21 protein-coding genes are annotated in these 24,616 nt (G+C 73.9%); 5 read left to right on the top strand and 16 right to left on the bottom strand.

Going from position 1 to position 24,616, the window contains the following annotated elements; translation table 11 throughout:
- Positions 1-127 precede the first annotated feature (127 nt).
- A complete protein-coding gene (locus ACFY0O_RS18510; RefSeq protein WP_388947711.1) occupies positions 128-1,120 on the bottom strand; it encodes a LacI family DNA-binding transcriptional regulator in 993 nt (330 codons plus the stop codon).
- A gap of 121 nt (positions 1,121-1,241) precedes the next feature.
- On the opposite strand from ACFY0O_RS18510, the gene ACFY0O_RS18505 reads away from it, so the two are divergent.
- The 3 genes from ACFY0O_RS18505 (at position 1,242) to ACFY0O_RS18495 (ending at position 6,370) form a co-directional block, all read left to right on the top strand.
- Complete coding sequence (locus tag ACFY0O_RS18505) at positions 1,242-3,134, top strand: amidohydrolase (RefSeq protein WP_388947710.1); 1,893 nt, start codon at positions 1,242-1,244, stop codon at positions 3,132-3,134.
- Positions 3,135-3,299: 165 nt separating this feature from the next.
- Complete coding sequence (locus ACFY0O_RS18500; protein ID WP_362140513.1) at positions 3,300-4,829, top strand: UDP-N-acetylglucosamine 1-carboxyvinyltransferase; 1,530 nt, start codon at positions 3,300-3,302, stop codon at positions 4,827-4,829.
- A gap of 152 nt (positions 4,830-4,981) precedes the next feature.
- Entirely contained in the window at positions 4,982-6,370 is a 1,389-nt protein-coding gene (locus ACFY0O_RS18495; RefSeq protein ID WP_388947709.1) for a cytochrome P450, read from the top strand.
- A 3-nt stretch (positions 6,371-6,373) separates the two neighbouring features.
- Here ACFY0O_RS18495 and ACFY0O_RS18490 read toward each other — a convergent pair whose 3' ends face one another.
- Positions 6,374-6,889, bottom strand: coding sequence for a hypothetical protein (locus ACFY0O_RS18490; protein WP_388947708.1), 516 nt, complete (start codon positions 6,887-6,889; stop codon positions 6,374-6,376).
- A 34-nt stretch (positions 6,890-6,923) separates the two neighbouring features.
- Positions 6,924-8,510: an MFS transporter gene (locus ACFY0O_RS18485; RefSeq protein ID WP_388947707.1), complete on the bottom strand. Its 1,587-nt coding sequence runs from the start codon at positions 8,508-8,510 to the stop codon at positions 6,924-6,926.
- Positions 8,511-8,592: 82 nt separating this feature from the next.
- Between ACFY0O_RS18485 and ACFY0O_RS18480 the strand changes: the two genes are divergently transcribed.
- Entirely contained in the window at positions 8,593-10,650 is a 2,058-nt protein-coding gene (locus ACFY0O_RS18480) for a prolyl oligopeptidase family serine peptidase (RefSeq protein ID WP_388947706.1), read from the top strand.
- Between the two features lie 220 nt (positions 10,651-10,870).
- On the opposite strand, the gene ACFY0O_RS18475 is transcribed toward ACFY0O_RS18480, so the two are convergent.
- The 6 genes from ACFY0O_RS18475 to ACFY0O_RS18450 form a co-directional block, all read right to left on the bottom strand.
- Positions 10,871-11,194, bottom strand: a complete 324-nt coding sequence (locus ACFY0O_RS18475) for a hypothetical protein (protein WP_388947705.1) — start codon at positions 11,192-11,194, stop codon at positions 10,871-10,873.
- A 160-nt stretch (positions 11,195-11,354) separates the two neighbouring features.
- Positions 11,355-12,377 (bottom strand): ABC transporter ATP-binding protein, encoded by a 1,023-nt coding sequence (locus ACFY0O_RS18470; RefSeq protein WP_388947704.1) that lies wholly within the window; start codon positions 12,375-12,377, stop codon positions 11,355-11,357.
- The gene (locus ACFY0O_RS18465) at positions 12,374-13,411 is read right to left on the bottom strand and encodes an ABC transporter ATP-binding protein (RefSeq protein WP_388947703.1); all 1,038 of its coding nucleotides are present in this window, start codon (positions 13,409-13,411) and stop codon (positions 12,374-12,376) included. Before ACFY0O_RS18465 ends, ACFY0O_RS18470 begins: the two co-directional genes overlap by 4 nt.
- The gene (locus ACFY0O_RS18460) at positions 13,411-14,397 is read right to left on the bottom strand and encodes an ABC transporter permease (RefSeq protein ID WP_358891716.1); all 987 of its coding nucleotides are present in this window, start codon (positions 14,395-14,397) and stop codon (positions 13,411-13,413) included. Before ACFY0O_RS18460 ends, ACFY0O_RS18465 begins: the two co-directional genes overlap by 1 nt.
- Positions 14,394-15,362 carry an ABC transporter permease gene (locus ACFY0O_RS18455; protein WP_388947702.1) on the bottom strand — a complete coding sequence of 323 codons (969 nt, stop codon included), beginning with the start codon at positions 15,360-15,362 and terminating at the stop codon, positions 14,394-14,396. The genes ACFY0O_RS18460 and ACFY0O_RS18455 overlap by 4 nt, the downstream gene beginning before the upstream one ends.
- Before the next feature lie 23 nt (positions 15,363-15,385).
- The gene (locus ACFY0O_RS18450) at positions 15,386-17,128 is read right to left on the bottom strand and encodes an ABC transporter substrate-binding protein (protein ID WP_388947701.1); all 1,743 of its coding nucleotides are present in this window, start codon (positions 17,126-17,128) and stop codon (positions 15,386-15,388) included.
- A 273-nt stretch (positions 17,129-17,401) separates the two neighbouring features.
- On the opposite strand from ACFY0O_RS18450, the gene ACFY0O_RS18445 reads away from it, so the two are divergent.
- Positions 17,402-17,692 carry a hypothetical protein gene (locus ACFY0O_RS18445; protein WP_388947700.1) on the top strand — a complete coding sequence of 97 codons (291 nt, stop codon included), beginning with the start codon at positions 17,402-17,404 and terminating at the stop codon, positions 17,690-17,692.
- Between the two features lie 257 nt (positions 17,693-17,949).
- On the opposite strand, the gene ACFY0O_RS18440 is transcribed toward ACFY0O_RS18445, so the two are convergent.
- The 7 genes from ACFY0O_RS18440 to ACFY0O_RS18410 all read right to left on the bottom strand — a co-directional run bounded on the left by ACFY0O_RS18440 (position 17,950) and on the right by ACFY0O_RS18410 (position 24,562).
- Positions 17,950-18,660 carry a GntR family transcriptional regulator gene (locus tag ACFY0O_RS18440; protein ID WP_388947699.1) on the bottom strand — a complete coding sequence of 237 codons (711 nt, stop codon included), beginning with the start codon at positions 18,658-18,660 and terminating at the stop codon, positions 17,950-17,952.
- A 56-nt stretch (positions 18,661-18,716) separates the two neighbouring features.
- The gene (locus tag ACFY0O_RS18435; protein ID WP_388947698.1) at positions 18,717-19,679 is read right to left on the bottom strand and encodes an ornithine cyclodeaminase family protein; all 963 of its coding nucleotides are present in this window, start codon (positions 19,677-19,679) and stop codon (positions 18,717-18,719) included.
- Complete coding sequence (locus ACFY0O_RS18430; protein ID WP_388947697.1) at positions 19,676-20,695, bottom strand: proline racemase family protein; 1,020 nt, start codon at positions 20,693-20,695, stop codon at positions 19,676-19,678. The genes ACFY0O_RS18435 and ACFY0O_RS18430 overlap by 4 nt, the downstream gene beginning before the upstream one ends.
- Positions 20,692-21,696 carry a proline racemase family protein gene (locus ACFY0O_RS18425; protein WP_388947696.1) on the bottom strand — a complete coding sequence of 335 codons (1,005 nt, stop codon included), beginning with the start codon at positions 21,694-21,696 and terminating at the stop codon, positions 20,692-20,694. The genes ACFY0O_RS18430 and ACFY0O_RS18425 overlap by 4 nt, the downstream gene beginning before the upstream one ends.
- Before the next feature lie 65 nt (positions 21,697-21,761).
- Positions 21,762-22,700: a dihydrodipicolinate synthase family protein gene (locus ACFY0O_RS18420; RefSeq protein ID WP_388947695.1), complete on the bottom strand. Its 939-nt coding sequence runs from the start codon at positions 22,698-22,700 to the stop codon at positions 21,762-21,764.
- Between the two features lie 109 nt (positions 22,701-22,809).
- Positions 22,810-24,270: an NAD(P)/FAD-dependent oxidoreductase gene (locus tag ACFY0O_RS18415; protein ID WP_388947694.1), complete on the bottom strand. Its 1,461-nt coding sequence runs from the start codon at positions 24,268-24,270 to the stop codon at positions 22,810-22,812.
- Positions 24,251-24,562: a (2Fe-2S)-binding protein gene (locus tag ACFY0O_RS18410; protein ID WP_358891725.1), complete on the bottom strand. Its 312-nt coding sequence runs from the start codon at positions 24,560-24,562 to the stop codon at positions 24,251-24,253. Before ACFY0O_RS18410 ends, ACFY0O_RS18415 begins: the two co-directional genes overlap by 20 nt.
- Positions 24,563-24,616: the final 54 nt, after the last annotated feature.

The following is a 24,616-nucleotide window of genomic DNA, read 5'->3' as shown; positions in this document are numbered from 1 at the left end:
TCTCGATGTCGAGATAACTCTAGTACATGGCCGCACCTCGGGTCAGCACGCCTCCGTGTCCGTCTCGGCACGTCGCGCCGCCCCGCACTCACCGTCCACTGCTGCCGCACATCTCGTCACGACGCCCTCAACGGCGGGACGAGGCCCGGTGGAGCAGGGTCGCCGGGACGGTGAGCCCGCCGGGCGCCGCCGCGGCGCCCCGCTCCACCAGCGCGACCAGGGCCGCCACGGCCGTCTCGGCCAGCGCCTCCGGATGGAGGGTGAGCGTGCTGACCGGAGGGTCGCAGTCCGTGTATGCCGGGTCCTCGCTCGCGCAGACCAGCAGCAGCTCCCGCGGTACACGGAGGCCGTGCCGGGCCGCGGCCGCCAGGGCCTGGCGGCCGCCCGGGTCGTACAGGGAGTACACGGCGTCGGCCCCGCCGGCGGCGAAGAGCCGGTCGAAGGCGTGGCCGGGGCCGTCGTGGGGGTCGAAGCGGACCGGCAGCGGGGTCCGGCCGCGCCGGGCGCACCAGTGCTCGTACGCCTCGGTGACGGCACGGGTGTAGTGCTCGTCACCGAAACCGGTGTGCAGGGCGATGCGGCGGGCTCCGGCGGCGGCGAGGTGGTCGAGGACCTCGTGGGTGGCGGCGGTGTGGTCGTTGTCCACCCAGACGTCGCCCGGGCGCGGGTCGGCCGGGCGGCCGTCGAAGACCAGCGGGATGCCCCGGGCCCGCAGGGCGCGCAGCACCGGGTCGTCGTACGGGCTGTCGAGCAGCAGCATCCCGTCCACCGCGAGGTGGTGCCAGTCCGTCCCGGCGCCCCGGTCGGCGGGCAGGGTGGTCAGGGCGTAGCCGTGGGCGTGGGCGGCGGAGGTGGCGGCGGTCAGCCAGCGGGAGAAGTAGGCGACGGCCACGAAGTTCCAGGGGGCCCCGGCGAAGGTGGTCACGGCCAGGCCCAGGGTGCGGGTGCGGGGCGCGCGCGGGGCTCCGTAGCCCAGGCCGGTCGCGATCTCGCGGACCCGGCGGCGGGTGCCCTCGCCGAGCCGTCCGGTGCCGTTGAGGGCGTGCGAGACCGTGGCGGTGGACACCTCCGCGGCGCGGGCGATGTCGGCGAGGGTCGGTCCGGGCGGCACGCGGGTCATCGTACGGATTCCGCGGGCGGCGGGGTACGGGAAGCCGTGCGGAATCCGTCGCCGGGGGCGGGTTCTGGTTAAGGGGTTAATCACCGAGTGTCCTGGCCACAGCCAACGGTTTGGAGTGGTCATGACGTCTTCTGTTTCCCGGCGCGGGCTCCTCGCGGCGGCCGGCGCCGCCGGGGCGGCGGGTCTGCTGGGCGCCGGCGCCGCCGACGCCTCGGCGTCCCCCTCGCGCGGCTCCGCCGCGCTGGTGGTGCACGGAGCGCGGGTCTTCACGGGCACCCCGGGCGGCGCGCCGGCCACGGCCGTGGCGGTCGGCCGCGACGGGCGGATCCTGGCGGTGGGCGGCGACTCCGAGGTGCGCCGGCTGGCGGGGCGGGACACCGAGGTGGTCGACGGGCGCGGCGCCACCCTGATGAGCGGCATCCACGACGGGCACGTGCACCCGCTGGGCGCGGGCGACCGGTCGCTGCGGCCCTCACTGGAGGGAGCCGAGACCACGGCCGCCGAGCTGACGCAGATCCTCACGGGCTTCCTCGCCGACACCGGCGGCGCCGGGGCCGAGCCGGACACCTGGCTGGTGGTGGAAGACTGGAACCCGGTGGGGCTGCTGCCCGCCGGCACCCTGCCGCACCACGCGCTGCTGGACGCGCTCCCGACCCGCCGGCCGGTGGTCCTGGTCGGCGGCGACGGGCACAACCTGTGGGCGAGTCAGCGGGCCCTCGACATCGCCGGCATCACGGCCGCCACGCCCGACCCGGCGGGCGGCAGGATCGTCAAGGGCGCCGACGGGCAGCCCACGGGCGTGCTCAAGGACGACGCCCAGGACCTGGTCAAGCGGCACGTCCCCGAGCCCACCCGGGCCGCGCTGGTGGAGGCGTGCGCCAAGGTGCTGGCCCAGGCGGCGGCCTCCGGGGTGACGACGATGATGGACGCCCTGGTCGGACGGCACGAACTGGAGCTCTACCAGGCCCTCTCGGCGGCCGGGCGGCTCCCGCAGCGGATCGTGCCGGCCATCCGGCTGGACGTGGGGCAGACGAAGGACCCGGCGGCATCGAAGGCCTACGCGCTGGGGCTGGAGCGGGAGTTCCGGGGCGTGGCCGGGCTGCGCTTCGGCACGGTGAAGGTGTTCCTGGACGGGGTCATCGAGTACCCGGCGCAGACGGCCGCGCTGCTGGAGCCGTACCTCGACGGCCAGGGCCGGCCCACCGCCAACCGCGGCGAGCTGTACACCTCGGCCGCCGACTACGGGCGGCTGACCGCCGCGTTCAACGCCATCGGCTGGCAGATGCACGCCCACGGCCTGGGCGACCGGGCGGTCCGCACCGCGCTGGACGGGTACGAGGCCGCCCTGCGCACCACCGGCAGGCGCGACCTGCGCAACACGGTCGCGCACCTCCAGCTGGTGGACCCGGCCGACCTGCCGCGGTTCGCCCGGCTCGGGGTGGCCGCCTGCATGCAGCTCCAGTGGGCCACCGCCGACACCTGGACGATGGAGGCGCTGCTGCCGTACATCGGGCCCGAGCGGCACCGGCGGATGTACCCGGCGCGCAGCCTGGAGCGGGCCGGCGCCCGGCTGACGGGCGGTTCCGACTGGCCGGTGGACGCCCTCCAGGTGTGGAACCAGCTCCGTACCGCCGTCGACCGCCAGGGGGCGTACGGGGCGGGCGCCCTGCACCCGGAGCTGGAGGCACTGGGCCGGACCTCCACGCTGCGGATGCACACCCTGGGCACCGCCTGGCAGCTGCGCCAGGACGGGCTGACCGGGACCGTGGAGCGGGGCAAGGCGGCGGACCTGGTGCTGCTGGACCGGGATGTGACGCGCTGCCCGGTGGCCGACATCAGCGGGACGCAGGTACGGATGACCCTGGTCGGCGGACGCGTGGTGCACGACGCCGGCTCGGCGGCGGGCCGCGCGGCCGCGGCCGGCCTGGCCCGCCGGGCGGCGGCACCGCGCCCGGCCGCGTACGCGGCGGTCCACGGCGGCCGCCACCGCGCCTGCGGGTGCACGGACCACTGAGCCGGCGGCGGGCCCGGGGCGGGGGTGAGGCGGGGGTGCTCCACGCCCCCGCCACGGGCCGGAACCTGACGGCCGGCAAACCCGATATGGGCGACAACACCCGCCTATCACCCATCTGTACCACCCGATGCGATCACCATCTCATATCTGAGATACCGTGCCCCCATGGCAGACGACTACCTCGTACGCATCGGCAAGCTCATCCGTGACGCCCGGCAGCACCGTGGCTGGACCCAGACCCAGCTCGCCGAGGCGCTCGGCACCAGCCAGAGCGCGGTGAACCGCATCGAACGCGGCAACCAGAACATCAGCCTTGAGATGATCGCCCGTATCGGTGAAGCGCTCGACAGCGAAATCGTCTCCCTGGGCTACGCCGGCCCGATGCACCTGCGCGTGGTCGGCGGCCGCCGACTGTCCGGCGCCATCGACGTCAAGACGAGCAAGAACGCCTGCGTCGCCCTGCTGTGCGCCTCGTTGCTCAACAAGGGCCGCACGGTGCTGCGCCGGGTGGCGCGCATCGAGGAGGTCTACCGGCTCCTCGAGGTCCTCAACTCCATCGGCGTCCGCACCCGCTGGATCAACGACGGCGTGGACCTGGAGCTGATCCCGCCGGCCGTCCTGGACATGGACGCCATCGACGCGGAGGCGGCCGTCCGCACCCGCAGCATCATCATGTTCCTGGGCCCCCTGCTCCACCGCATGGACCACTTCCGCCTGCCCTACGCCGGCGGCTGCGACCTCGGCACCCGCACCATCGAGCCGCACATGATCGCCCTGCGCCGCTTCGGCCTGGACATCACCGCGACCGAGGGCATCTACCACGCCAAGGTCGAGCCCGGCGTCTCCCCCGGCCGCCCGATCGTCCTGACCGAGCGCGGGGACACCGTCACCGAGAACGCCCTGCTGGCCGCGGCCCGCCACGACGGCGTGACCGTCATCCGCAACGCCTCGTCCAACTACATGGTCCAGGACCTGTGCTTCTTCCTGGAGGCGCTGGGCGTCAAGGTCGAGGGCATCGGCACCACCACCCTCACGGTGCACGGCGTGCCGGTCATCGACGCGGACGTGGACTACTCCCCCTCCGAGGACCCGGTCGAGGCCATGAGCCTGCTGGCCGCGGCGGTCGTCACCGAGTCCGAACTCACCATCCGCCGGGTGCCGATCGAGTTCATGGAGATCGAGCTGGCCGTCCTGGAGGAGATGGGCCTGGACCACGACCGCTCCGCCGAGTACGTCGCCGACAACGGCCGCACCCGCCTGGTCGACCTCACGGTCCGCCCGTCCAAGCTCGAAGCCCCGATCGACAAGATCCACCCGATGCCCTTCCCCGGGCTGAACATCGACAACGTCCCGTTCTTCGCCGCCATCGCGGCGGTGGCCCAGGGCCAGACCCTGATCCACGACTGGGTGTACGACAACCGCGCCATCTACCTGACGGACCTCAACCGCCTGGGCGGCCGCCTCCAGCTCCTGGACCCCCACCGCGTCCTGGTCGAGGGCCCCACCCGCTGGCGCGCGGCCGAGATGATGTGCCCGCCGGCCCTGCGCCCGGCGGTGGTCGTCCTCCTGGCGATGATGGCGGCGGAGGGCACCTCGGTGCTGCGCAACGTCTACGTCATCAACCGCGGCTACGAGGAACTGGCCGAGCGCCTCAACTCGGTGGGCGCCCAGATCGAGATCTTCCGGGACATCTAGGGAGCGACGAGGCCGGCATCGCCTGCGACAAGTGGCCGGCCGGCCACGGCGGGGTCGGTATTCGGACGTCGGGTGGGCGGGGCTCGCCCTGAGGGCGGGCGGGCGGCAGAATCCCCTGGTCGGTACGGGCGTACGAAGTCGAGGGGGCGGCCATGGCAGCGGGTACGGGGGTTGGTGCGGGGGCGGGGCTCCCCGTCCTGGAGGGGGTGCCGCTGCTCGGGTCGCTGCCGGCCCTGAAGGCCGATTCGCTCGGCACCTATCTGCTCGCCCGGCGGCGCCACGGTGACGTCGTACGGATCGACGCCGGGCCGCCCGGGCTGCGCATGGAGCTGTACTGCGTGTTCTCCGCCGAGGGGGCCCAGCAGGTGCTCGCCTCGGAGTCGGCGAACTTCCGCAAGGACAACCCGTTCTACGGGGAGATCCGGGAGTCCTTCGGCAACGGCCTGCTGACCGCCCAGGACGCGGACTACCTGCGCCAGCGCCGGCTGGTGCAGCCGCTGTTCACCCGCAAGCGGGTGGACGGCTACGCCGGGGCGGTCGCGGAGGAGACCTCCGGCACCCTGGCCTCCTGGGCGGGGGCGCGGGACGGGATCGTCGACGTCTCGGACGCGATGACGCACCTGGCGCTGCGCGCGGTCTCCCGGATCCTGTTCGGGGCCGATGTGGACGCCACCGCGGACGTCGTCCACCGCTGCTTCCCGGTCATCACGGAGTACGTCCTGCGCCGCGGCTACTCCCCCCTCAACGTCCCGCGCAACTGGCCCACCCCGGGCAACCGGCGGGCGGCCGCCGCGATGGAGGAGCTGTACGGGGTCTGCGACCGGATCATCGCCGAGCGGCGGCGGACGGGCGGCGAGGGCGAGGGCGGCGCCGAGGACCTGCTGACCCTGCTCGCCGGGGCGCAGAGCTCGGACGACGCGGCCTTCGACGACACCGAGCTGCGCGACCAGGTGCTGATCTTCCTGCTGGCCGGGCACGAGACGACGGCGACCTCGCTGGCCTTCGCCCTGCACCTGCTGGGCCGCCACCCCGAGGAGCAGGCCCGGGCCCGTGAGGAGGTCGTCCGCGTCCTGGGCGACCGTACGCCGCAGGCCGCCGACCTGGAACGGCTGCCGTACCTCACGCGGGTGCTCAAGGAGGCGATGCGGCTGTATCCGGCCGCGCCGGTGATGGGCCGCAACGCGGTGGCCGCCACCGAGATCGACGGGTACGCCGTCCCCGCGGGCGCCACGGTGATCCTGGCCCCCTGGGTGACGCACCGCCACCCCGACTACTGGAGCGACCCGGACCGCTTCGACCCCGACCGCTTCACGCCGGAGGCGGAGGCGGGCCGGCCCCGCTACGCCTGGTTCCCGTTCGGGGGCGGGCCGCGGGCCTGCATCGGCCAGCACTTCTCGATGCTGGAGTCGGTGATCTCGCTGGCGATGCTCCTGCGGGCGTACGAGATCGAGACCGTGGACACGGAGGTGCCGCTGAGCGCCGGCATCACCCTGCGGGCCACGGGCCCGATGCGCTGCCGGATCCGCCCCGTGGAGCGGTAGGGGTCAGCGGTAGTCGTCGGGGTGGTCCTGCATCCAGGTGTTGATCTCGTCCCGGGCGCCGAACACCGAGGGCTGGTGCCGCTTGAGGTTCTCGACGCCGTGGTCGGCGCCCAGCTCCTGGTCCAGCCGGGCGATCAGGGCGATCGGCTCGGGGAAGTGGCCGGGGCCCTTGGGGTCGGCCTTCATCGCGCGGTCGACGCGGTGGAGTTCGTCGTGGACCCGGCCCAGGAGGTACGCGCAGTTGGCCGGGGTGCAGGAGTCGCCGAGGGTGGCCTGGAGGGCGGCGAAGGCGTCCCGGACCCTCTCCGGCTGCGGGGACGGCGCGACCGGGCCCGGGCCGGAGGCGTCGGAAGGGACGGGGGGACCGGAGGGGTCGGAGGCAGCGGCGGCCAGGGCGGCCGCGGCGGCCTTCGGACGGTGACCGCCGTCGTCGCCCCCGCCGCCGCAGGAGACGGTGAGGGCCGCCAGGGTGACGGTCACGGCCGTCACGGCGGCGCCGCGCAGGATGGGTCGGAGCATCGGTTTCCCCCCGGTGTTCGATGACCAGGCGACACTACCCGCCGGATTCCCCCTGGATTCCTGCCGGGGTGTGGTTGCCCTGGAGGCGTTGCAGGTCGGACGGCCGGACCTGGATGGCGAACACCGCGATGAGCGCCCCGAGGAGGGTGAAGGCCGACGCCGCCACGAAGGCGGCGCCGACGCCGGAGGTGAGCACCAGGTCCGACCAGGGCTTGGGGAACTGGTGGGTGCGGGCGAAGAAGGCCTTCTGCTCGGGCGTGGAGCCGCGGACGAACGACAGCGCCTGGTCCTTGGCCTCGTGGCGGCTGGCCGTGCCGAAGACGGTGACGAGGATCGACAGGCCGAGCGAACCGCCGACCTGCTGCATGGAGTTCAGCAGGCCCGACGCCGCGCCCGACTCGCGGTCGGGCACGTCGGACAGGGCCATCAGGGTCAGTGAGACGAACTGCATGCCCATGCCGGTGGCGAACACGATGATCGGGCCGAGGATGCTGCCCGGGTAGGTGGAGTGGACGTCGACCCGGGTCAGCCAGGCCAGTCCGGCGGCGCAGCACAGCGCGCCGCAGACCATGAAGGGTTTGGGGCCGAACCGGGGCAGCAGCCGCGAGGTGAAGGTGGCCGAGAGGGCGACCATGACGCTGACGGGCAGGAAGGCCAGTCCGGCCCGAAGCGGGCTGAAGCCGAGGACGTTCTGCACGAAGAGGGTCAGGAAGAAGAACATGCCGAAGATCGCGCAGGCGAGGAAGAGCATGATCCCGTAGGTGCCCGCCCGGTTGCGGTCCGCGAACATGTGCAGCGGGGTGATCGGCTGCGGGGAGCGCCGTTCGTTGCCGAGGAACAGGGTCAGCAGCACCACGGCCGCACCGAAGGAGCCGAGGGTGTAGGGGTCGGACCAGCCGTCCTGGGAGGCGCGGATGAACCCGTAGACCAGCGCGACCATGCCGCAGGTGCCGAGCAGCGCGCCCGTGAAGTCGAAGTGTCCGGCGTGGCGATCGGACTCGCGCAGGACCCGGCGGGCCATGACGGCGATGAGCACGGCGATGGGGACGTTGACGAAGAGCACCCAGCGCCAGTTGAGCCATTCGACCAGCAGGCCGCCCGCGAGCAGTCCGATGGCGCCGCCGCCCGCGGAGACGGCGGCGAACACGCCGAAGGCCCGGTTGCGGGCGGGCCCTTCGCGGAAGGTGGTGGTGATCAGGGCCAGGGCGGTGGGGGAGGCGATGGCGCCGCCGACGCCCTGGAGGGCCCGCGCCGCCATCAGCTGGCCGGCGTTCTGGGCGAGTCCGCCGAGCAGGGAGGCCAGGCCGAAGAGCAGGACCCCGAAGATGAACACCCGCTTGCGGCCCAGGATGTCCCCGGTGCGGCCGCCGAGCAGGAGCAGCCCGCCGAAGGTGAGCGTGTAGGCGTTGACCACCCAGGAGAGGCTCTCGGTGGAGAAATTCAATGCCGTCTGGATGTGCGGCAGGGCTATGTTCACGATCGTGATGTCGAGGACGACCATGAGCTGGCAGGAAGCGATGACGAACAGGGCGATCCCGTTCCCCTTGCCGTTCCCGCCGCCGTTGCCTCGGACCGTGCCGTCGTCGGTCCCGGTGCTGTGCGGCGTTGCGTTCGGGTCCACCCGTCGACGCTACGCCCGCGCCCCAAGGGTCACCACTCGAATGGGCTAGGCCATGTGACATTTCACATGGCAGACTTTCGCCATGGACGACTTCCTCAGGCGATCAGCCGCGACGGCGCGGTTCACCCACGGCGCACCCCGTGCCTTCTCCTTCGGCGACTCCGGCCGCCTCCTGTGGTTCCTGCGCTCGACGGGACCCGCCGACGCCTTCGACAGCCTCTGGGTCCTGGACACCTCCACCGGCACGGAAACCCTCCTCGCCGACCCCCGCGCCCTCTCCCCCGAACCCGGCGAACTCCCCGTCGCCGAGCGCCGGCTGCGCGAGCGCACCCGGCTCGTCGCCGCCGGGATCGGCACCTACGCCCTCTCCGGTGACGGGCGGCGCGCCGTCTTCCCGCTCTACGGCCGCCTCTACGAGGTGACCTGCGAGGGCGGCTCCGCGCCCGCCCCGCTCCCCACCGCCGGCCCCGCCTTCGACCCGCGCCCCAACACCGACGGCTCGCGCACCGCGTACGTGGCGGACGACGTCCTGTACACCGTCCCCGGCGGCCGGATCAGCCCCGACGACGGAGCCCGCTGGGGCGTCGCCGAATTCGCCGCCGCCGAGGAGCTCGACCGCACCCGCGGCCACTGGTGGTCCCCCGACGGGGTCACCCTGCTCGCCGCCCGCGTGGACGAGAGCGCCCTCCAGCGGCGCCACTTCACCGACCCCGCCCACCCCGAGCTGCCGGCCGAGGACTTCGCCTACCCCGAGGCGGGCGGCCCCAACGCCGACGTCCAGCTGTGGGTCCTGGGCCCCGACGGCGGCCGGGTCCGGCTCGACTGGGACGCCGAGGCCTTCCCCTACGTCTCCGACGCGGGCTGGGAGTCCGAGGACGAGATCCTGCTGACGGTCCAGGACCGCCTCCAGCAGAACGTCCTCCTCCTCACCGCCGACCCCGCCACCGGCCGCACCCGCGAGCTCTCCCGCACCACGCACCCGCTGTGGGTGGACCCCCTGCCCGGCACCCCGGCCCGCCTCCCCGACGGGCGCTTCCTCACCTCCACCGACGTCGCCGACGGCGCCGCGCGCGGCCTCGCCGTCGACGGCAAGCCGCTCACCGGCGAGGGGCTCCAGGTCCGCTGCGTGGCCGGCACCCACCAGGACCGGCTGCTGGTCGAAGGCGCCCTGCGCGACCCCGCCGAGCAGCAGGTGCTCCTGCTGGACCCGGCCACCGGCGAGCTCACCGCGCTCGCCGACGGCCCCGGCGTGCACCTGGTCTCCGCCGCCGCGGCCGGGTCCCTGCTGCTGACCTCCGCCGACGCCGACGGCGTCCGCCGCACCCTGTACACCGCCGACGGCCGCGAGCTCAGCCCCCGCGACCTGTCCGCGCCGCTGCCCTACCGGGTCAGGCCGGCCCTGGAACGGGTCACCGAACGGGGCATCCCCACCGCCCTCGTCCTGCCCCGCCACCACGTCCCCGGCCTGCGCCTGCCCGTCCTGATGGACAGCTACGGCGGACCCGGCGCCCAGGACGTCAGCGCCGAGCCCCGCCGCTGGCAGGCCCGCCAGTGGTGGGCCGACCAGGGCTTCGCCGTCGTCACGGTCGACAACCGGGGCACCGCGAACGTCTCCCCCGCCCACACCCACGCCATGTACCGCGGCTTCTCCGAGGTCACCCTGGACGACCAGGTCGCGGCCCTGCGGGCCCTCGGCGCCCGCCACGCCGACCTCGACCTCGGCCGGGTCGGCATCCGCGGCTGGTCCTACGGCGGCTACCTCTCCGCCATGGCCGTGCTGCGCCGCCCTGACGTGTTCCACGCGGCGGCCGCCGGCGCCGCGCCCACCGACTTCCGGCACTACGACACGGCGTACACCGAGCGCTACCTGGGCCTCCCCCAGGACCACCCGGAGGTGTACGAACGGGACTCCCTGATCCCGGACGCGCCCCGGCTCACCCGCCCCCTGCTCCTGATCACCGGCCTGGCCGACGACAACGTCCACCCCTCCCACACCCTGCGCCTCTCCCAGGCCCTCATCGACGCCGGCCGCCCCCACCAGCTGCTGGCACTCCCCGGCGTCACCCACATGACCCCGGGCGGAACCCGCGAGAAGCTGATGGCCCTGGAACTGGAGTTCTTCCGCCGCGAACTGGCCTAGGCCGTCTCTTCCGGATCTTGCTCCCCCAGCTACCGCTGGGAGGGGCCCCCAGACCCGCGCCGCCCGGCACCGCACCTCGCCGCCTTGGCAGGGCACCAAGTACGTCCAGTACGGCGGCGCCCCGCCAAGGCGCCGATGCACGGCACCGGACAACGCGGGCTTGACCGGCAAGATCCGAAAGAGACGCCCTAGCCGTGGCCGAGCGGCCCCGGTCCGGCGATCAAGGCCGCGGGGCGAAGACCATACGCATCAGGGCCGTGCCGATCAGGGCGGCGGCCGGCGCGTACCACCAGCGACGCAGCCCGCTCGTCGCCACGCCGGCCGCCGTCGCCGCGACGGCCCCCAGCTCCACCACCAGCCCGAGCCCCGCCATGAGGCGCACGGTGTCCGTGACCGTGTGGTCCCAGGGCCCCTCGGACTCGGTGAGCAGTGCGTTGAGGACGAAGAAGCCCGCCACCGCGTGCAATCCGAGCAGGACCACCGCCCAGGCGGCCGCCGCCACCGGATGAGGTCGGGCAGACCCCGCCATCCGCTGCTCAGCCATCCAGCGCCCGCCTCGCGTCGTCGATGTTCCTACCGAAACCACCACCGTAGGCGGCCTGGGCCTCGTCCTACGACACACGGCGCCGCTCGGACGATGCGAGAGCGGGAGGACCCGGGTCGGTTGTGCCGGCCCGGGCCCTTCCCCTTCCCCGAGATCCCCGTCAGTCACCGGGGAAGTGACAGGCCACCTCTCGTGAGGCGGCGAGCTGGAGGAGCGGGCGCTCCGTGCGGCAGAGGGGCTGCGCCTTGGGGCAGCGGGGGTGGAAGGTGCAGCCCGGGGGTGGGGCGGCCGGGCTCGGGGGGTCGCCGAGGAGGACGATCCGTTCGCGCCGGCGCTCCGCCGCCGGGTCGGGCAGCGGGACGGCGGACAGCAGTGCCCGGGTGTACGGGTGCTGGGGGTTCTCGTAGAGGGACTTCTTGTCCCCGATCTCCACGATCCGGCCGAGGTACATCACCGCGACCCGGTCGCTGACCCGCTTGACCACCGACAGGTCGTGCGCGATGAACACGTAGGCCAGGCCCAGTTCGGCGCGCAGCCGCTCCATCAGGTTGACGATCTGCGCCTGGACGGAGACGTCCAGGGCGGAGACCGGCTCGTCGGCGATCACCAGCCGGGGGTTGGTGGCCAGCGAGCGGGCGATGCCGATGCGCTGGGCCTGGCCGCCGGAGAACTCGTGCGGGTAGCGGTCGATGTGCTCGGGGATCAGCCCGGTCAGCTCCATCAGCTCGGCGGCCCGGCGCCGGGCGTCGGCCGCGCTCCAGCCCTGCACCAGCAGCGGGTCGGAGATGATCCGGGCCACGGTCTGGCGGGGGTTGAGGGAGGAGTGCGGGTCCTGGAAGACCATCTGGATGTTCTTGCGCAGGGGCCGCAGGGCGCCCTGGGAGAGCCGGCTGATGTCGCGGCCCTCGAACTCGACGCTGCCGGCGGTGGGTTCCAGCAGCCGCACCAGCATCCGGCCGGTGGTGGACTTGCCGCAGCCGGACTCGCCGACCAGGCCGAGGGTCTGCCCGGCCTCCAGGTCGAACGAGACCCCGTCGACGGCCCGCACGGGCGCCGAGCGGCGCCCGGTCAGGGTGCGCTTGCCCGGGAAGGTCATCGTCAGGTCGCGGACGCGCAGCAGCGGTGCGGACGGCGGGCCCTCCCGTTCGGCGGCGGGGTTGGGTCGGGTGGCCGGGGCCGTCATCGGGACACCTCCGGGGCAGGGGCGGCGGCAGCGGGCGCCGCGCCGGCGAAGTGACAGGCCGCCAGCCGGTCCGCCGAGCCGTACGGGAGCAGCTCGGGCCGCTCCCCGGCGCAGCGGGCCGCGTCGTCGGCCGGGGCCGCGGCGGCGACCGCGCAGCGCGGGGCGAAGGCACAGCCGGGGGCCGGGTGGAGCAGGGACGGTGGGGAGCCGGGGATGGACGGCAGCGGGACGTCGTCGGCACTGTCGAGGCGGGGCAGCGAGTCGAGCAGGCCCCGGGTGTAGGGGTGGGCGGGGTCGGCGAACAGGGCGTCGGCCGAAGCCTGTTCGGTGGCCCGGCCGCCGTACATGACCAGCACCTCGTGGGCGACCCGGGCCACGACCCCCAGGTCGTGGGTGATCATCACGACGCCGAGGCCGCGCTCCTGCTGGAGACGGGCGATCAGCTCCAGGATCTGCGCCTGGACGGTGACGTCGAGGGCGGTGGTGGGCTCGTCCGCGATGAGGAGGTCGGGTTCGCAGGCCAGGGCCATGGCGATCATCGCGCGCTGGCGCATGCCGCCCGAGAACTGGTGCGGGTACTCCCCCGCCCGGCGGGCGGGTTCGGGGATGCCGACTTCGCCGAGCATGTCGACGGCCCGTCTGCGGGCGGCGGCGCGGCCGGCCCGGAAGTGGACGCGGAAGTGCTCGGCGATCTGTTCGCCGACCGTGTAGTACGGGTGGAGGCTGGAGAGCGGGTCCTGGAAGATCATGGCCATCTTGCGGCCGCGGACCTTGGCGAGCTCCTTGTCGGGGAGTCCGGTGAGCTCCTGTCCGGCGAGCCGCACGGAGCCCCGCACCTCGGCGCCGGTCCGGTGCAGGCCCATGACGGCGAGGGAGGTGACGGACTTGCCGGAGCCGGACTCGCCGACGATGCCGAGGGTGCGTCCGGCCTCGACGGTGAAGCCGAGGGAGTCCACGGCGCGTACGGTGCCGCGCGGGGTGGAGAAGGTGACGCCGAGGTCGCGCACTTCGAGGAGGGGGGCAGGGGTGGTCATCAGTACCTCACCCTCGGGTCGATGACGGCGTAGAGGAGGTCGACGACGAGGTTGGCGACGACGATGAAGAAGGCGGCCAGCAGGGTGACCCCGAGGACCACGGGCTGGTCGGAGCTGACGAGCGCCCCGTAGAACAGCCGGCCGATGCCGGGGAGTCCGAAGATGGACTCGGTGATCACGGCTCCGGCGAGCAGGCCGCCGAGGTCCATGCCGAAGATGGTCAGGATCGGGGTCATCCCGGAGCGCAGCCCGTGCTTGACGACGACGGTCCGCTCGGGCATGCCCTTGGCGCGGGCGGTGCGGATGTACGGCTCGGCCATCGCCTCGATCATCGAGCCGCGGCTCTGCCGGGCGTACATGGCCGCGTAGAGCAGGGCGAGCGCGGTCCAGGGCAGCAGCAGGTTGCCGGCCCAGCCGAGCGGGTCGGAGGTGAGCTCGTGGTAGCTGGGGTAGGGCAGCAGCCCGGCGATGCGGATCACCCCCCAGATGAGCATGACGGAGGTGAAGTAGACGGGCAGGGAGGCGGCGGCGACGGCGCCGACCATCAGGGCCTTGTCGGTGGCGGTGTCCTTGCGCAGGGCGGCGGTGACCCCGGCGCCCAGGCCGAGCAGCAGCCACAGCACGGCGGCGCCGAAGGCGAGGGAGGCGGAGACCGGGAGCCGGTCCATGAGCAGGTCCCAGACGGGCAGCGAGTTCTCGTACGAGTAGCCCAGGCAGGGGAAGTCGCACTGGACGGCGAACTGGCCGGTGCCGAGGGTGCGGCCGGTGAAGATGCCGGTGAGGAAGTGGGTGAACTGCTCCCAGAGCGGCTTGTCGAGGCCGAGGTAGGCGCGGACGTCGGCGAGCCGCTCGGGGCTGCAGGTCTTGCCGCAGGCCGCGGCGGCCGGGTCGGTGGGCAGGACGTAGAAGATCAGGAAGGTGACGGCGGCAATGGCGAGGAGCACGCCGGCCAGCGCGAGGAGCCGGCGCAGGAGGTAGAGGATCAACTGCGGCCGCCCCTCGGGTCGAGGATGTCGCGCAGGGCGTCGCCGAGGAGGGTGAAGGCGAGGACCGCGAGGAAGAGGAAGACGCTCGGGATGACGAAGTACATCGGGTCGGTCTCGTAGAAGGCCACGGACTCGGCGATCATCTGGCCCCAGGAGGGGGTCGGCGGGCGGACGCCGACGCCGAGGTAGCTGAGGGCGGCCTCGGTGCTGATCATTCCGGGGATCAGCAGGGTGGTGTAGGCGATGACCGGGCCCGAGACGCCGGGGAGGATGTCGCGGGTCAGGATCCGCCAGGCGCCGGATCCGCCGACGCGGGCGGCGTCGACGTACTCGCGGTGTTTGAGGGAGAGGGTCTGGCCGCGGACGACGCGGGCGACGCCGGGCCAGCCGAAGAGTCCGATGACGGAGGTCATCAGCACGATCCGGTTGACGTCCTTGGCCACCGACAGCATCGCGATCATGAAGATGAGGGAGGGGAAGGACATGGTGAGGTCCATGAGCCGGGACAGGACCGCGTCGGTGCGGCCGCCGAAGTAGCCGGCCGCGATGCCCGCGGCGGTTCCGGCGAGGACCACGATGGCGGTGGCGGCGAAGGCGATGAGCAGGGAGACCTGGGCGCCGTGGACGACGCGGGCGAACAGGTCGCGGCCGGTGACGGGTTCGACGCCGAGCCAGTGCTCGGGGCTGATCCCGCCGAAGGAGCCGAGCGGCTGGCCGCCGAGGTAGGGGTCGATGGCGGCCTTGTCGAACTCCTCGGGGGACCAGCCGCCGAGCGCGCCCAGCCAGGGGGCGGTCAGGGCCATCAGGACGAAGAGGAGGACGACGCCGAGGCTGACGCGGACGGCGGGGCGGCGGCGCAGTTCCCGCCGGGCGAGCTGCCAGGGGCTGCTGCCCGGCGGGACGTCCTTGGCGGGCGCCCCGGCCGGGGCCGCCTCGGGGGCGGCGCCGGGTGCGGTGGTGGTCATGGTGTCTTCCGGTCCCGGCTCCCTCAGCCCTGGCTCTTCGAGGGGTCCTTGAGGCCGACGGTCCCGTAGTCGACGGTGCCGGTCCACACGGGGTGCCCGTAGGCGCCGGCGATGTTGGGGCCGACGAGCAGCGGCTTGCGCTCCAGCAGGACCGGGATGGACGGGGCCTTCTTCATGACCTCGGCGTCGAGGTCGATCCACGCCTGGTTGGCCTGCTTGGCGTCGGCCATGGCGTTGATCTCGTCGATCCGCTTCATGACGGCGTCGTCGCGGAACTGGGAGTAGTTGCCCTGGTTGCCCTTGTCCTTGATGGTGCGGCCGTCGAAGACGAAGGGCATCCAGGTGGAGCCGGAGGGGTAGTCGGGGCACCAGCCGGTGTAGGTCATGTCGGGGGTGGTGGAGAGGTCGCCGATGACGTCGTAGTAGGCGCCGGGGTCGACGGTGTCGATGACGACCTCGATCCCCGCCCGGGCCAGGCCCTGCTGGAGTGCCTCGGCCTTGGCCTTGTCGCCGGTGGAGACGGAGAGGGAGACCTTGAGGTGCTCCTTGCCGGCGGCCTTGAGCAGGTCCTTGGCCTTGGCGGGGTCGCCGGTGGCGGGGATCTTGAGGGTGTCGGCCTGCTTGCCGCCGGTGAGGGCCGGGGGCAGGTAGGCGGTGGCGACCTCGTTGAGGGCGGGGCCGCCGGCGGCGGTGATGACGGCGTCCTTGTCGACCGCGTACTGCATGGCCTCGCGGACCTTGGGGTCGTCGAAGGGGGCGCGGGAGTTGTTCAGGTGGAGCATGGTCGTACAGCCCTGGGACTCGGCGAGGAGGCGGGACTTGACCTCGGGCTTGGGCAGGACCTTCGGGGCGCTCTCGGGGCGCATGTTGAAGTACTCGATGGCGGAGGCGTCGGCGCCCTCGCCGGCGATGAGCCGGTCGTCGATCTGGCCGCCCTTGAGGCCCATCACGACGACGAACTTGTCCGGGTAGGCCTTGCGGACCGAGTCGGTCTTCTGGTCCCAGTGCTCGTTGCGGACGAGGACCAGCTTCTTGTCCCGCTCGTAGGACTCGATCTTGTACGGGCCGGAGGAGAACGGGCGGGCGTCGTACTGGGTGCCCTTCTCCTGGGACTGCGGGACCGGGGCGAAGGTGGGGAGGGTGACGGTCTGGGAGAACTCGGCTACGGGGCGCTTGAGTTCGAAGACGATCGTCCGGTCGTCGGGGGTCTTGACCGAGTCGAGGTGCTGTCCCTGGAGGGGGCCCTTGTAGCCCTCGGTACCGGCCAGGTACTGGGCGGCGTAGTCGGGGCCGCCGGTGAGGTCGGGGGCGAAGGAGCGCTCGACGTTGTACTTGACGTCCTGGGCCTTGATCGGGCTGCCGTCCTCGTACTTCAGGCCCTCCTTGAGGGTGAAGGTCCAGGTGCGGCCGCCGTTGGAGGGGGTGCCGAGGTCGGTGGCGAGGTCGGGGACGAGCTCGCTGCCGCCCTTGCCGGGCTCGGCCTTGAAGGTGACGAGCGTGCGGTAGAGAAGGCGGGTGCCGAAGTCCATGGCCGGCATCACCCAGTTGCGCGCGGGGTCCAGGTGGGAGAAGTCCTGGTTGGACAGGACGGTGAGGGTGCCGCCCTTCACCGGGGTGCCGCCGATGGTCTTGCCGGCGTTGGCGGCGACCGGGTTGGCGCCGCCCTTCCCCTCGGATCCCTTCTTGGGGTCGGAGCAGCCCGAGGCGCCGAGTGCGAACGTCGCCACCAGGGCGGTGGCGAGGGCGAGTTGCATGCGCTTGGTCATGGGTCACTCCAGTGAAGGGACGCGCTTTAGGATGTGACCGGTAACATAGTAATGTGAAATTGTACTGACAACCCTTTGTCGCCGACGTTATCCAGCCGTGTCCAAATCCCGGGTGGATCGGGCGAGTTGGGTCAGGGTGGAAATCGATCCGCTGCCGGACGAGGTGCGGGCGCGGAGGCCGGACGACGCGAACCCGCGCGTGCGGTTGCTCGCGCCGGCCGGGCTCGGGAAGGTGGACCTCGACGTGGCCCAGGAGCTCGACCGGCGGCAGGGGTGCAGGGTCAAGCACGGCGGCCGGCCCGCGACCTCGTCACCTTCCCGCCCGAGACCCTGCGCCGGTTCGCCACCGATCCGGACGCGTGGATCCGCGTGCTCGCCCTGCGCGACCCGGAGTTGCCTGCCGAACTGCTCGAACGCCTCGCGGTCGACCCGGAGGAATCGGTGCGGTGCGCCGCCGCCGGGCACCCGCGGGTGCCGGTGGGGGCCCTGGGGCGGCTGCTCGGGGACCCGGCGAGGGAGGCGTCGAGGTGGCCGCGGCCTCGCCGGTGCTGCCGGTCGAGGTGATGCGGGCGCTCCTCGACGCGGCCGGCGGGCCGCCGGTCGCACCGGCGGTGCCGGCCGCCTGCGACGGCAACTGCCGGTAGGGGCGGCCGCCCGGCTGCGCGCCGCCGCCTTGGGGCCGCCCGGCTGCGCGCCGCCGGCTTGAGGCTGCCGGCTCGGGGCCGTTCGACTGCGGGCCTCCGGCCTGGGGCCGCCCGGCTGCCGGCCGCCGGGCGCCCGCGGCCGGATCCGCGGCGTGGGGCGGGCGCGTCGCCCGGCCGTTACAGGCCCGAGCCCAGGCCCCCCGCCGGGCGGCCCACCGGCTCGTCGCGGCCCTGGGCCCACAGGGAGCGCACATGGCCGAGGTGGCGGACCATGCAGGCCTCCGCCGCCTCCGCGTCGCCGGTCAGCATCAGGTCCAGCAGTTCCAGGTGCTCCTCGGCGGAGGAGACCAGCTTGCCGGCCTCGTCCAGGCCGGTCAGCCCGTAGAGGCGGGAGCGCTTGCGCAGGTCGCCGACGGTCTCGACCAGGCGCTCGTTGCCCGCGAGGGAGAGCAGGCTGAGGTGGAAGCGCCGGTCGGCTTCCAGGTAGCCGATGAGGTTGTGCTCGCGGGCGCTGGTGACGATCTCCTCGGCGATCGGGCGCAGCTCCTCCAGCTGCTCGCGCGTGGCCGTGCGGGTGATCCGGCCGATGGTCGGGACCTCGATCATCGTGCGCAGCTCGGTGTACTGGTCGAGGTCGCGCTCGCTGACCTCGGTGATCCGGAAGCCCTTGTTGCGGACCGGCTCGACCAGGCCCTCGCGGGCGAGGTCGAGCATGGCCTCGCGCACGGGCGTGGCCGACACGCCGAGCTCGGCGGCGAGGCCCGGCGCCGAGTAGACGCTGCCGGGGCGCAGCTCGCCCGCTATCAGCGCGGCCCGGAGGGCATGGCCGACCTGGTCGCGCAGCCGCTCCTGGGCCTTGATGAGACTGTGCTGCTTCAGGTCACCCATTGCTCTTCCTCCGAGACCCCGCACACCACCGACGTGCGGAGGAACAGCGTACAATGTCACGTTTCGCTGTTCGCTCCGGTCGCGTGGTAGATCGCCACCGCGACGGCAAGATCCTCCCAGGCCATGCCCACGCTCTTGAAGAGCTGTGGACAACTCTGCCGCCCCGCGGGGGAATTGCGTCCCGCGACCAGGTCGGCCAGGGTGGCGCTGATATGACCGGGACCGATCGCCCCCTCGGCCTCCGGGATCAGCAGGTCCCCCGCCTCGCGCAGCGCCGCCGCCCGCGACTCCACGTACACCGCCGCGCGTCGCACGAGGGCGGTGTCCGTCTCCCGGGCATCCGGCTCGTGCGAGCCCACCGCGACGACCACCGCCCCCGGCGCCACCAGACGCCCGTCGAACAGCGGCTCGCGGGCGGTGGTGCAGCACAGCACCAGGTCGGCGCCCGCCACGTCCTCGGGCGTCCCGGTGCGGGCCGGGACACCCAGGGCCCGGGCGTGCGCGGCCAGCTCCCCGGCGCGCCCGGGGTCGCGGGCCACGACCACCGCCTCGGCGAGCTCCCGCAGCTCCAGGACCGCTTCGAGGTGCCCGTACGCCTGCGGGCCCGCGCCGAAGACCACCAGCCGCAGCGGGCGCCCCGGTGCGGTGAGGTGGCGCAGGGCCAGGGCGGAGACCGCCGGGGTGCGCAGGGCGGTCAGGGCCGCGCCGTCCAGGAGGGCCAGCGGGCGCAGGGTGGGGCCGTCCAGGAGGAGGTAGCTGCCGGTGATCCGGGGCAGCCCGCGCGCCGGGTTGCCCGGGGCCACCCCGGCGATCTTCACCCCGGCGTACGCGCCCGACGCGGCCGGCATGAGCAGGAGTTCGCCGCCGGGCGCGGGCACGCTGGTGCGCTGCGGGCAGGCCTCCGGGTCCAGCCCGTCACGCAGGGCGCCGGCCAGGGCGTCGGCCGCCTGCGCGGTGGTGAGCAGGCCCGCCGTCCGGGCGGCGTCCAGCTGGAGGATGCCCTCGGGGGTGCCCGTCACAGCAGGAAGCCCGCGCCGAGGGCGTCGTACGGGTCGGCCGTGAAGGCGTGCTCCCCCGTGCGGTAGGCGGTGCCCGTGACCTCGGTGACCCCGCCCTGGAGGATCCGGCCGGTGAAGACCGTGCCCGTCACCGACTCGTGCAGCAGGTCCTCCCCCGCCCCCAGCCGGCCGTCCTCCGCCAGCAGGGCGAGCCGGGCGGAGGTGCCGGATCCGCAGGGCGAGCGGTCGATCTGCCCGTCGGCGAAGACGGTGACGTTGCGCTGGTGCGGACCGAAGGGGGTGTCGGGCAGCTCCTCGTAAAGAACCACCCCGTAGACGCCGGAGAGCAGCGGGCCGTCCGGGTGCCAGGTCGCCGGGTGGGTGGCGAGGGCCGCGCGGATCTCCCGTCCGGCGCGGACCAGTTCGGGCAGGGCGGCGCGGGTCACCTCCAGGCCGAGGTCGCGGGCGCGGACCGAGGCGTAGCAGGCCCCGGCGTGGGCGATGTCCACCTCGGCGATGCCCAGGGTGGTGGCCACGGGGACCTTGCGGGCGCCCACCCGGGCCGGGACGTTGCGGAAGGTGACCCCGCTGGTGCGGCCCTGGGCCCGGTGGACGGTGGCACAGACCCGGCCCGAGGGCACGTCGATCCGTACCTGGACGTCGCCCTCGTCGGGGGCCGCGACCCGGCCGGAGTCCACGGCCCAGGCGCCCAGGGCCATGGTGCCGTGGCCGCAGGCGGTGGAGTAGCCGTCCTTGTGCCAGAACAGCACCCCGAAGTGGGCCCCGTCGTCGTCCGGGGGCACCACGAAGCCGCCGTACATGCCGGCGTGCCCGCGCGGCTCCTGCACCAGCAGGCGCCGTACCTCGTCCAGCGGGCCGCGCCGGGGCGCGGTGCCGGAGCCTCCGGGGCCGATGACGGTGGCGCAGCGTTCGGCGACGGTGTCGCCGGGGACGGGCGGCAGGCCCTCCGCGACGATCCGGAAGGGCTCGCCGGCGGTGTGGTAGTCCACCGTGCGGACGGTGGTGGGGGCGGTCACAGGAGGAACCCTCCGGGGAAGGGGTCGGACGGGTCGAGGAAGTACTGCGCGGTGCCGGTGATCCAGGCCCGGCCGGTGACCGTGGGGACGACGGCCGGGCGGCCGCCTACGGTGGTGGAGGCGGTCAGGCGGCCGGTGAACTCGGTGCCGATGAAGGACTCGTTGACGAAGTCGGTGTCCAGCGGCAGCAGGCCCCGCGCGTGCAGCTGGGCCATGCGCGCGCTGGTCCCCGTACCGCAGGGCGAGCGGTCGAACCAGCCGGGGTGGATGGCCATCGCGTGCCGGGAGCGGCGGGCGTCGGAGCCGGGGGCGGCGAGGTAGACGTGCTTGACGCCGGCGATGGAGGGGTTCTCGGGGTGGACCGGCCGGTCCGGGGAGGCGTTGACCGCGTCCATGACCGCCAGTCCGGCGGCGATCAGGTCGTCCTTGCGGGCCCGGTCGAAGGGCAGGCCCAGGGCGTCCAGTTCGACGAAGGCGTAGAAGTTCCCGCCGTAGGCGAGGTCGTAGGTGACCGTGCCGAAGCCGGGGACCTCGGCCTTCAGGTCGAGGCCGACGCAGAAGGAGGGGACGTTGGTGAGGGTGACGGCGGTGGCGGCGCCGTCCTCGACGCGTACGTCCACGCTCACCAGCCCGGCCGGGGTGTCGAGCCGTACCGTGGTGACCGGCTCGACGACCGGGACCATGCCGGTCTCGACCAGGACCGTGGCCACCCCGATGGTGCCGTGCCCGCACATGGGCAGCAGGCCCGACACCTCGATGTACAGCACGCCGTAGTCGGCGTCGGGCCGGGTGGGCGGCTGGAGGATGGCACCGCTCATCGCCGCGTGACCGCGCGGCTCGTACATGAGCAGCGTGCGGAGGTGGTCCATGTGCTCGATGAAGTGGAGCCGCTTCTCCGCCATGGTGGCGCCGGGGATCACCCCGACTCCCCCGGTGATCACCCGGGTCGGCATGCCCTCGGTGTGGGAGTCCACCGCGTGGTAGACGTGGCGTGTGCGCATCAGGTCGCCCCTCCGGCCGGTCGCTGGTTCGTGCTGGGTGGCTGGTTAGCCCGTTAGCCGGGTGGCTAGTTGAGGCCCTCGGCGAGCGCCTTCTCGGTGGCGGCGCGCACGGCGGCCTCGATCTCCCCGGTGAGCGGGAAGCGCGGGGGCCGGGTGGCGCCGCCGGGGCGGCCGGCCAGGTCCATGGAGAGCTTGATGGCCTGGACGAACTCGGTCTTGGAGTCCCAGCGCAGCAGCGAGTGCAGGGACTTGTAGAGCGGCAGGGCGGTGGCGGTGTCACCGGCGACGGCGGCCCGGTAGAGGTCGGCGCAGGAGCGCGGCAGGGCGTTGGGGTAGCCGGCGATCCAGCCGACGGCTCCGGCCAGGGCCAGTTCGAGGAGGACGTCGTCGGCGCCGATGAGCAGGTCCAGGCCCGGGGCGAGTTCGGCGATCTCGTAGGCGCGGCGGACGTCCCCGCTGAACTCCTTGACGGCGACGATGCTGCCGTCGGCGTGCAGGCGGGCGAGGAGCGAGGGGACCAGGTCCACCTTGGTGTCGTACGGGTTGTTGTACGCGACCACCGGGAGGCCGGAGCGGGCCACCTCGGCGTAGTGGGCCCGGACGGTCTCCTCGTCGGCGCGGAAGGCGTTGGGGGGCAGGAGCAGGACGGAGCCGGCGCCGGCCTCGGCGGCCTGGTCGGCCCAGCGGCGGGCCTCGGCGCTGCCGTACGCCGCCACGCCGGGCATGACACGGGCGCCGTCGCCGGCGGCCTCGACGGCGGTGCGGACGACGCGGGCGCGCTCCTCGTCGGTGAGGGTCTGGTACTCGCCGAGGGAGCCGTTGGGGACGACGCCGTCGCAGCCGTTGGCGATGAGCCAGGCCACGTGTTCGGCGTAGGCGTCGTAGTCGACGGAGAGGTCCTCGCGCAGGGGAAGGGCGGTGGCGACCATGATGCCGCGCCAGGGGCGCGTGCGGGTGTCGGGGCCGGGGGTGGTGGAGGGCGCGGGGGTGGGCGCGTCGGTCATGAAGGACTCCCTAGTGTGGTGTGTGACATTTTACTAGTGGGTGTGGATCGGCCACAAGGGGCCGGTCAGGGGTTGATGGAGGGGAGTTGGTCCGCGGGCCGCGGGCCGCTCAGGGGGTCGGCGGGGCCGGCTCCGCCGGGGGCAGTGCGGCCAGGTGTCCCAGCGGGACGGGGCAGGAGAGCGGGCGCCGGTCCGGGGCGGGGGCCTCACCGGCCAGGGCGGCCACCGCCGGGCCGCACATCCGGCCCTGGCACCAACCCATGCCGGCCCGGGTGAGGAGCTTGGCCGTGCGGGCGTCCCGCGCGCCGAGCTCCTCGACCGCCTCGCGGATCCGGCCGGCCGGGACCTCCTCGCAGCGGCACACGTCCGTGTCCTCGCGCAGCCAGCCGGTCCAGCCGGAACCGGGGCGGTGCGCGGCGGCCATCGCCCCGGCGAACGCGCGCAGCCGGGCGCGGCGGCGGGTCAGGGCGGCGGGGACCGGCCGGCCGGCGATCGCGTGGGCGGCGATCTCGCCCTCGGTCAGCGCCAGTTGGGCCCCGCCGATGCCGCCGGTCTCACCGGCCGACCAGATGCCGGGGACGGAGGTGCGCTGGGCGGCGTCCAGTTCGAGGGCGACCGTGCCGTCGGGGGCCTGGCGGGTGACGCAGCCGAGGCCGGTGGCCAGCTCCAGCTGGGGCACGAGGCCGTGGCCCACGGCCAGGGCGTCGCAGGGGATCCGGCGGGCGGTGCCCGGCAGCGGGCGCCAGTCCTTGTCGAGGCGGGCGACGGTGACGGCCTCCACGCGGGTGGTGCCGTGGGCCTCGGTGACGGCGTGCCGGGTGAGCAGGCGGACGCCGTGGCGCAGCAGGGCCCCGCCGTACGTGGCGCCTTCGGCGAGTTTGGCGGGGTTGCGGAGCAGGGCGGGGGTCTGGGGGGCGTACGCGGTGTACGAGGCGGCCTCGACGACGGCCGGGACGGTGGCCCCGGCGGCGGCGAGGGAGCCGGCGACGGCGAGGAGGAGGGGGCCGCTGCCGGCCACCACGACGCGGTGGCCGGGGAGGACGAGGTTGTTCTTCAGCATGGCCTGGGCGCCGCCGGCCCCGACCACGCCGGGGAGGGTCCAGCCGGGGAAGGGGAGCTGGCGTTCGTAGGCGCCGGTGGCGAGCAGGACGCGGCGGGCGCGGAGGGTCGTCTGCGTTTCGTCGGGGGTGTGGCCGGTGAGCGCGTGGAGGGTCCAGGTGGGGGGTGTGTTGTGCGGGTGCGGGTTGGGGCTCGGGTGCGGGTTGGGGACCACCGTCCACACGTGGTGGCCGGGGAGGTAGGTGATGCGGCCCGCCCTCTCGTGGGCGCGCAGGGCCGCCTCGCGGGCGGTGAAGGCCCGCCAGTCGTGGTGCAGGGCCTGGGGGCGGGTGGCGCCGAGGGAGGCGGCGGGGTGACGGTAGTACTGGCCGCCGGGGCGCTCCGCGGTGTCGAGGAGGGTGACGCGCAGGCCGAGCCGCGCGGCGGTGACGGCCGCCGCGAGGCCGGCGGGGCCGGCGCCGATGACCGCCAGGTCGGTGGTGGCGGTGGAGTCAGACGGCGAGGTCGGCATGGCCGGTGCCTTCCTGGGTGGTGACGGTGTCTCCGGGGCGGGCCGGGACGAGGCAGGCGCGCTGGTTGGGGCGGCCGTTGACGGTGACGAGGCAGTCGTAGCAGGAGCCGATGCCGCAGAAGGCGCCGCGGGGGGTGCCGCCCTGGCGGGTGGTGCGCCAGGCCAGGATCCCGGCCGCCCAGAGGACGGCGGCGATGGTCTGGCCCTCCTGGGCGGGCAGTTCGCGGCCGTCGAACGCGATGGGGTACGTGGCCGCCGGGCTGCCGCCGACCAGCTCGCGGGGGCTGCGCATCGTGGGCTCCTCGGGGGTGGGGGGTTACGGGGTCGGGGGTGGCCGGGGTCGGGG

This window comes from Streptomyces sp. NPDC001594 (assembly GCF_042893675.1).
In the GTDB taxonomy this organism is placed as follows: domain Bacteria; phylum Actinomycetota; class Actinomycetes; order Streptomycetales; family Streptomycetaceae; genus Streptomyces.
The sequence above is the reverse complement of the archived record's forward strand: the minus strand, read 5'-3'. Positions and strand labels throughout refer to the sequence as shown.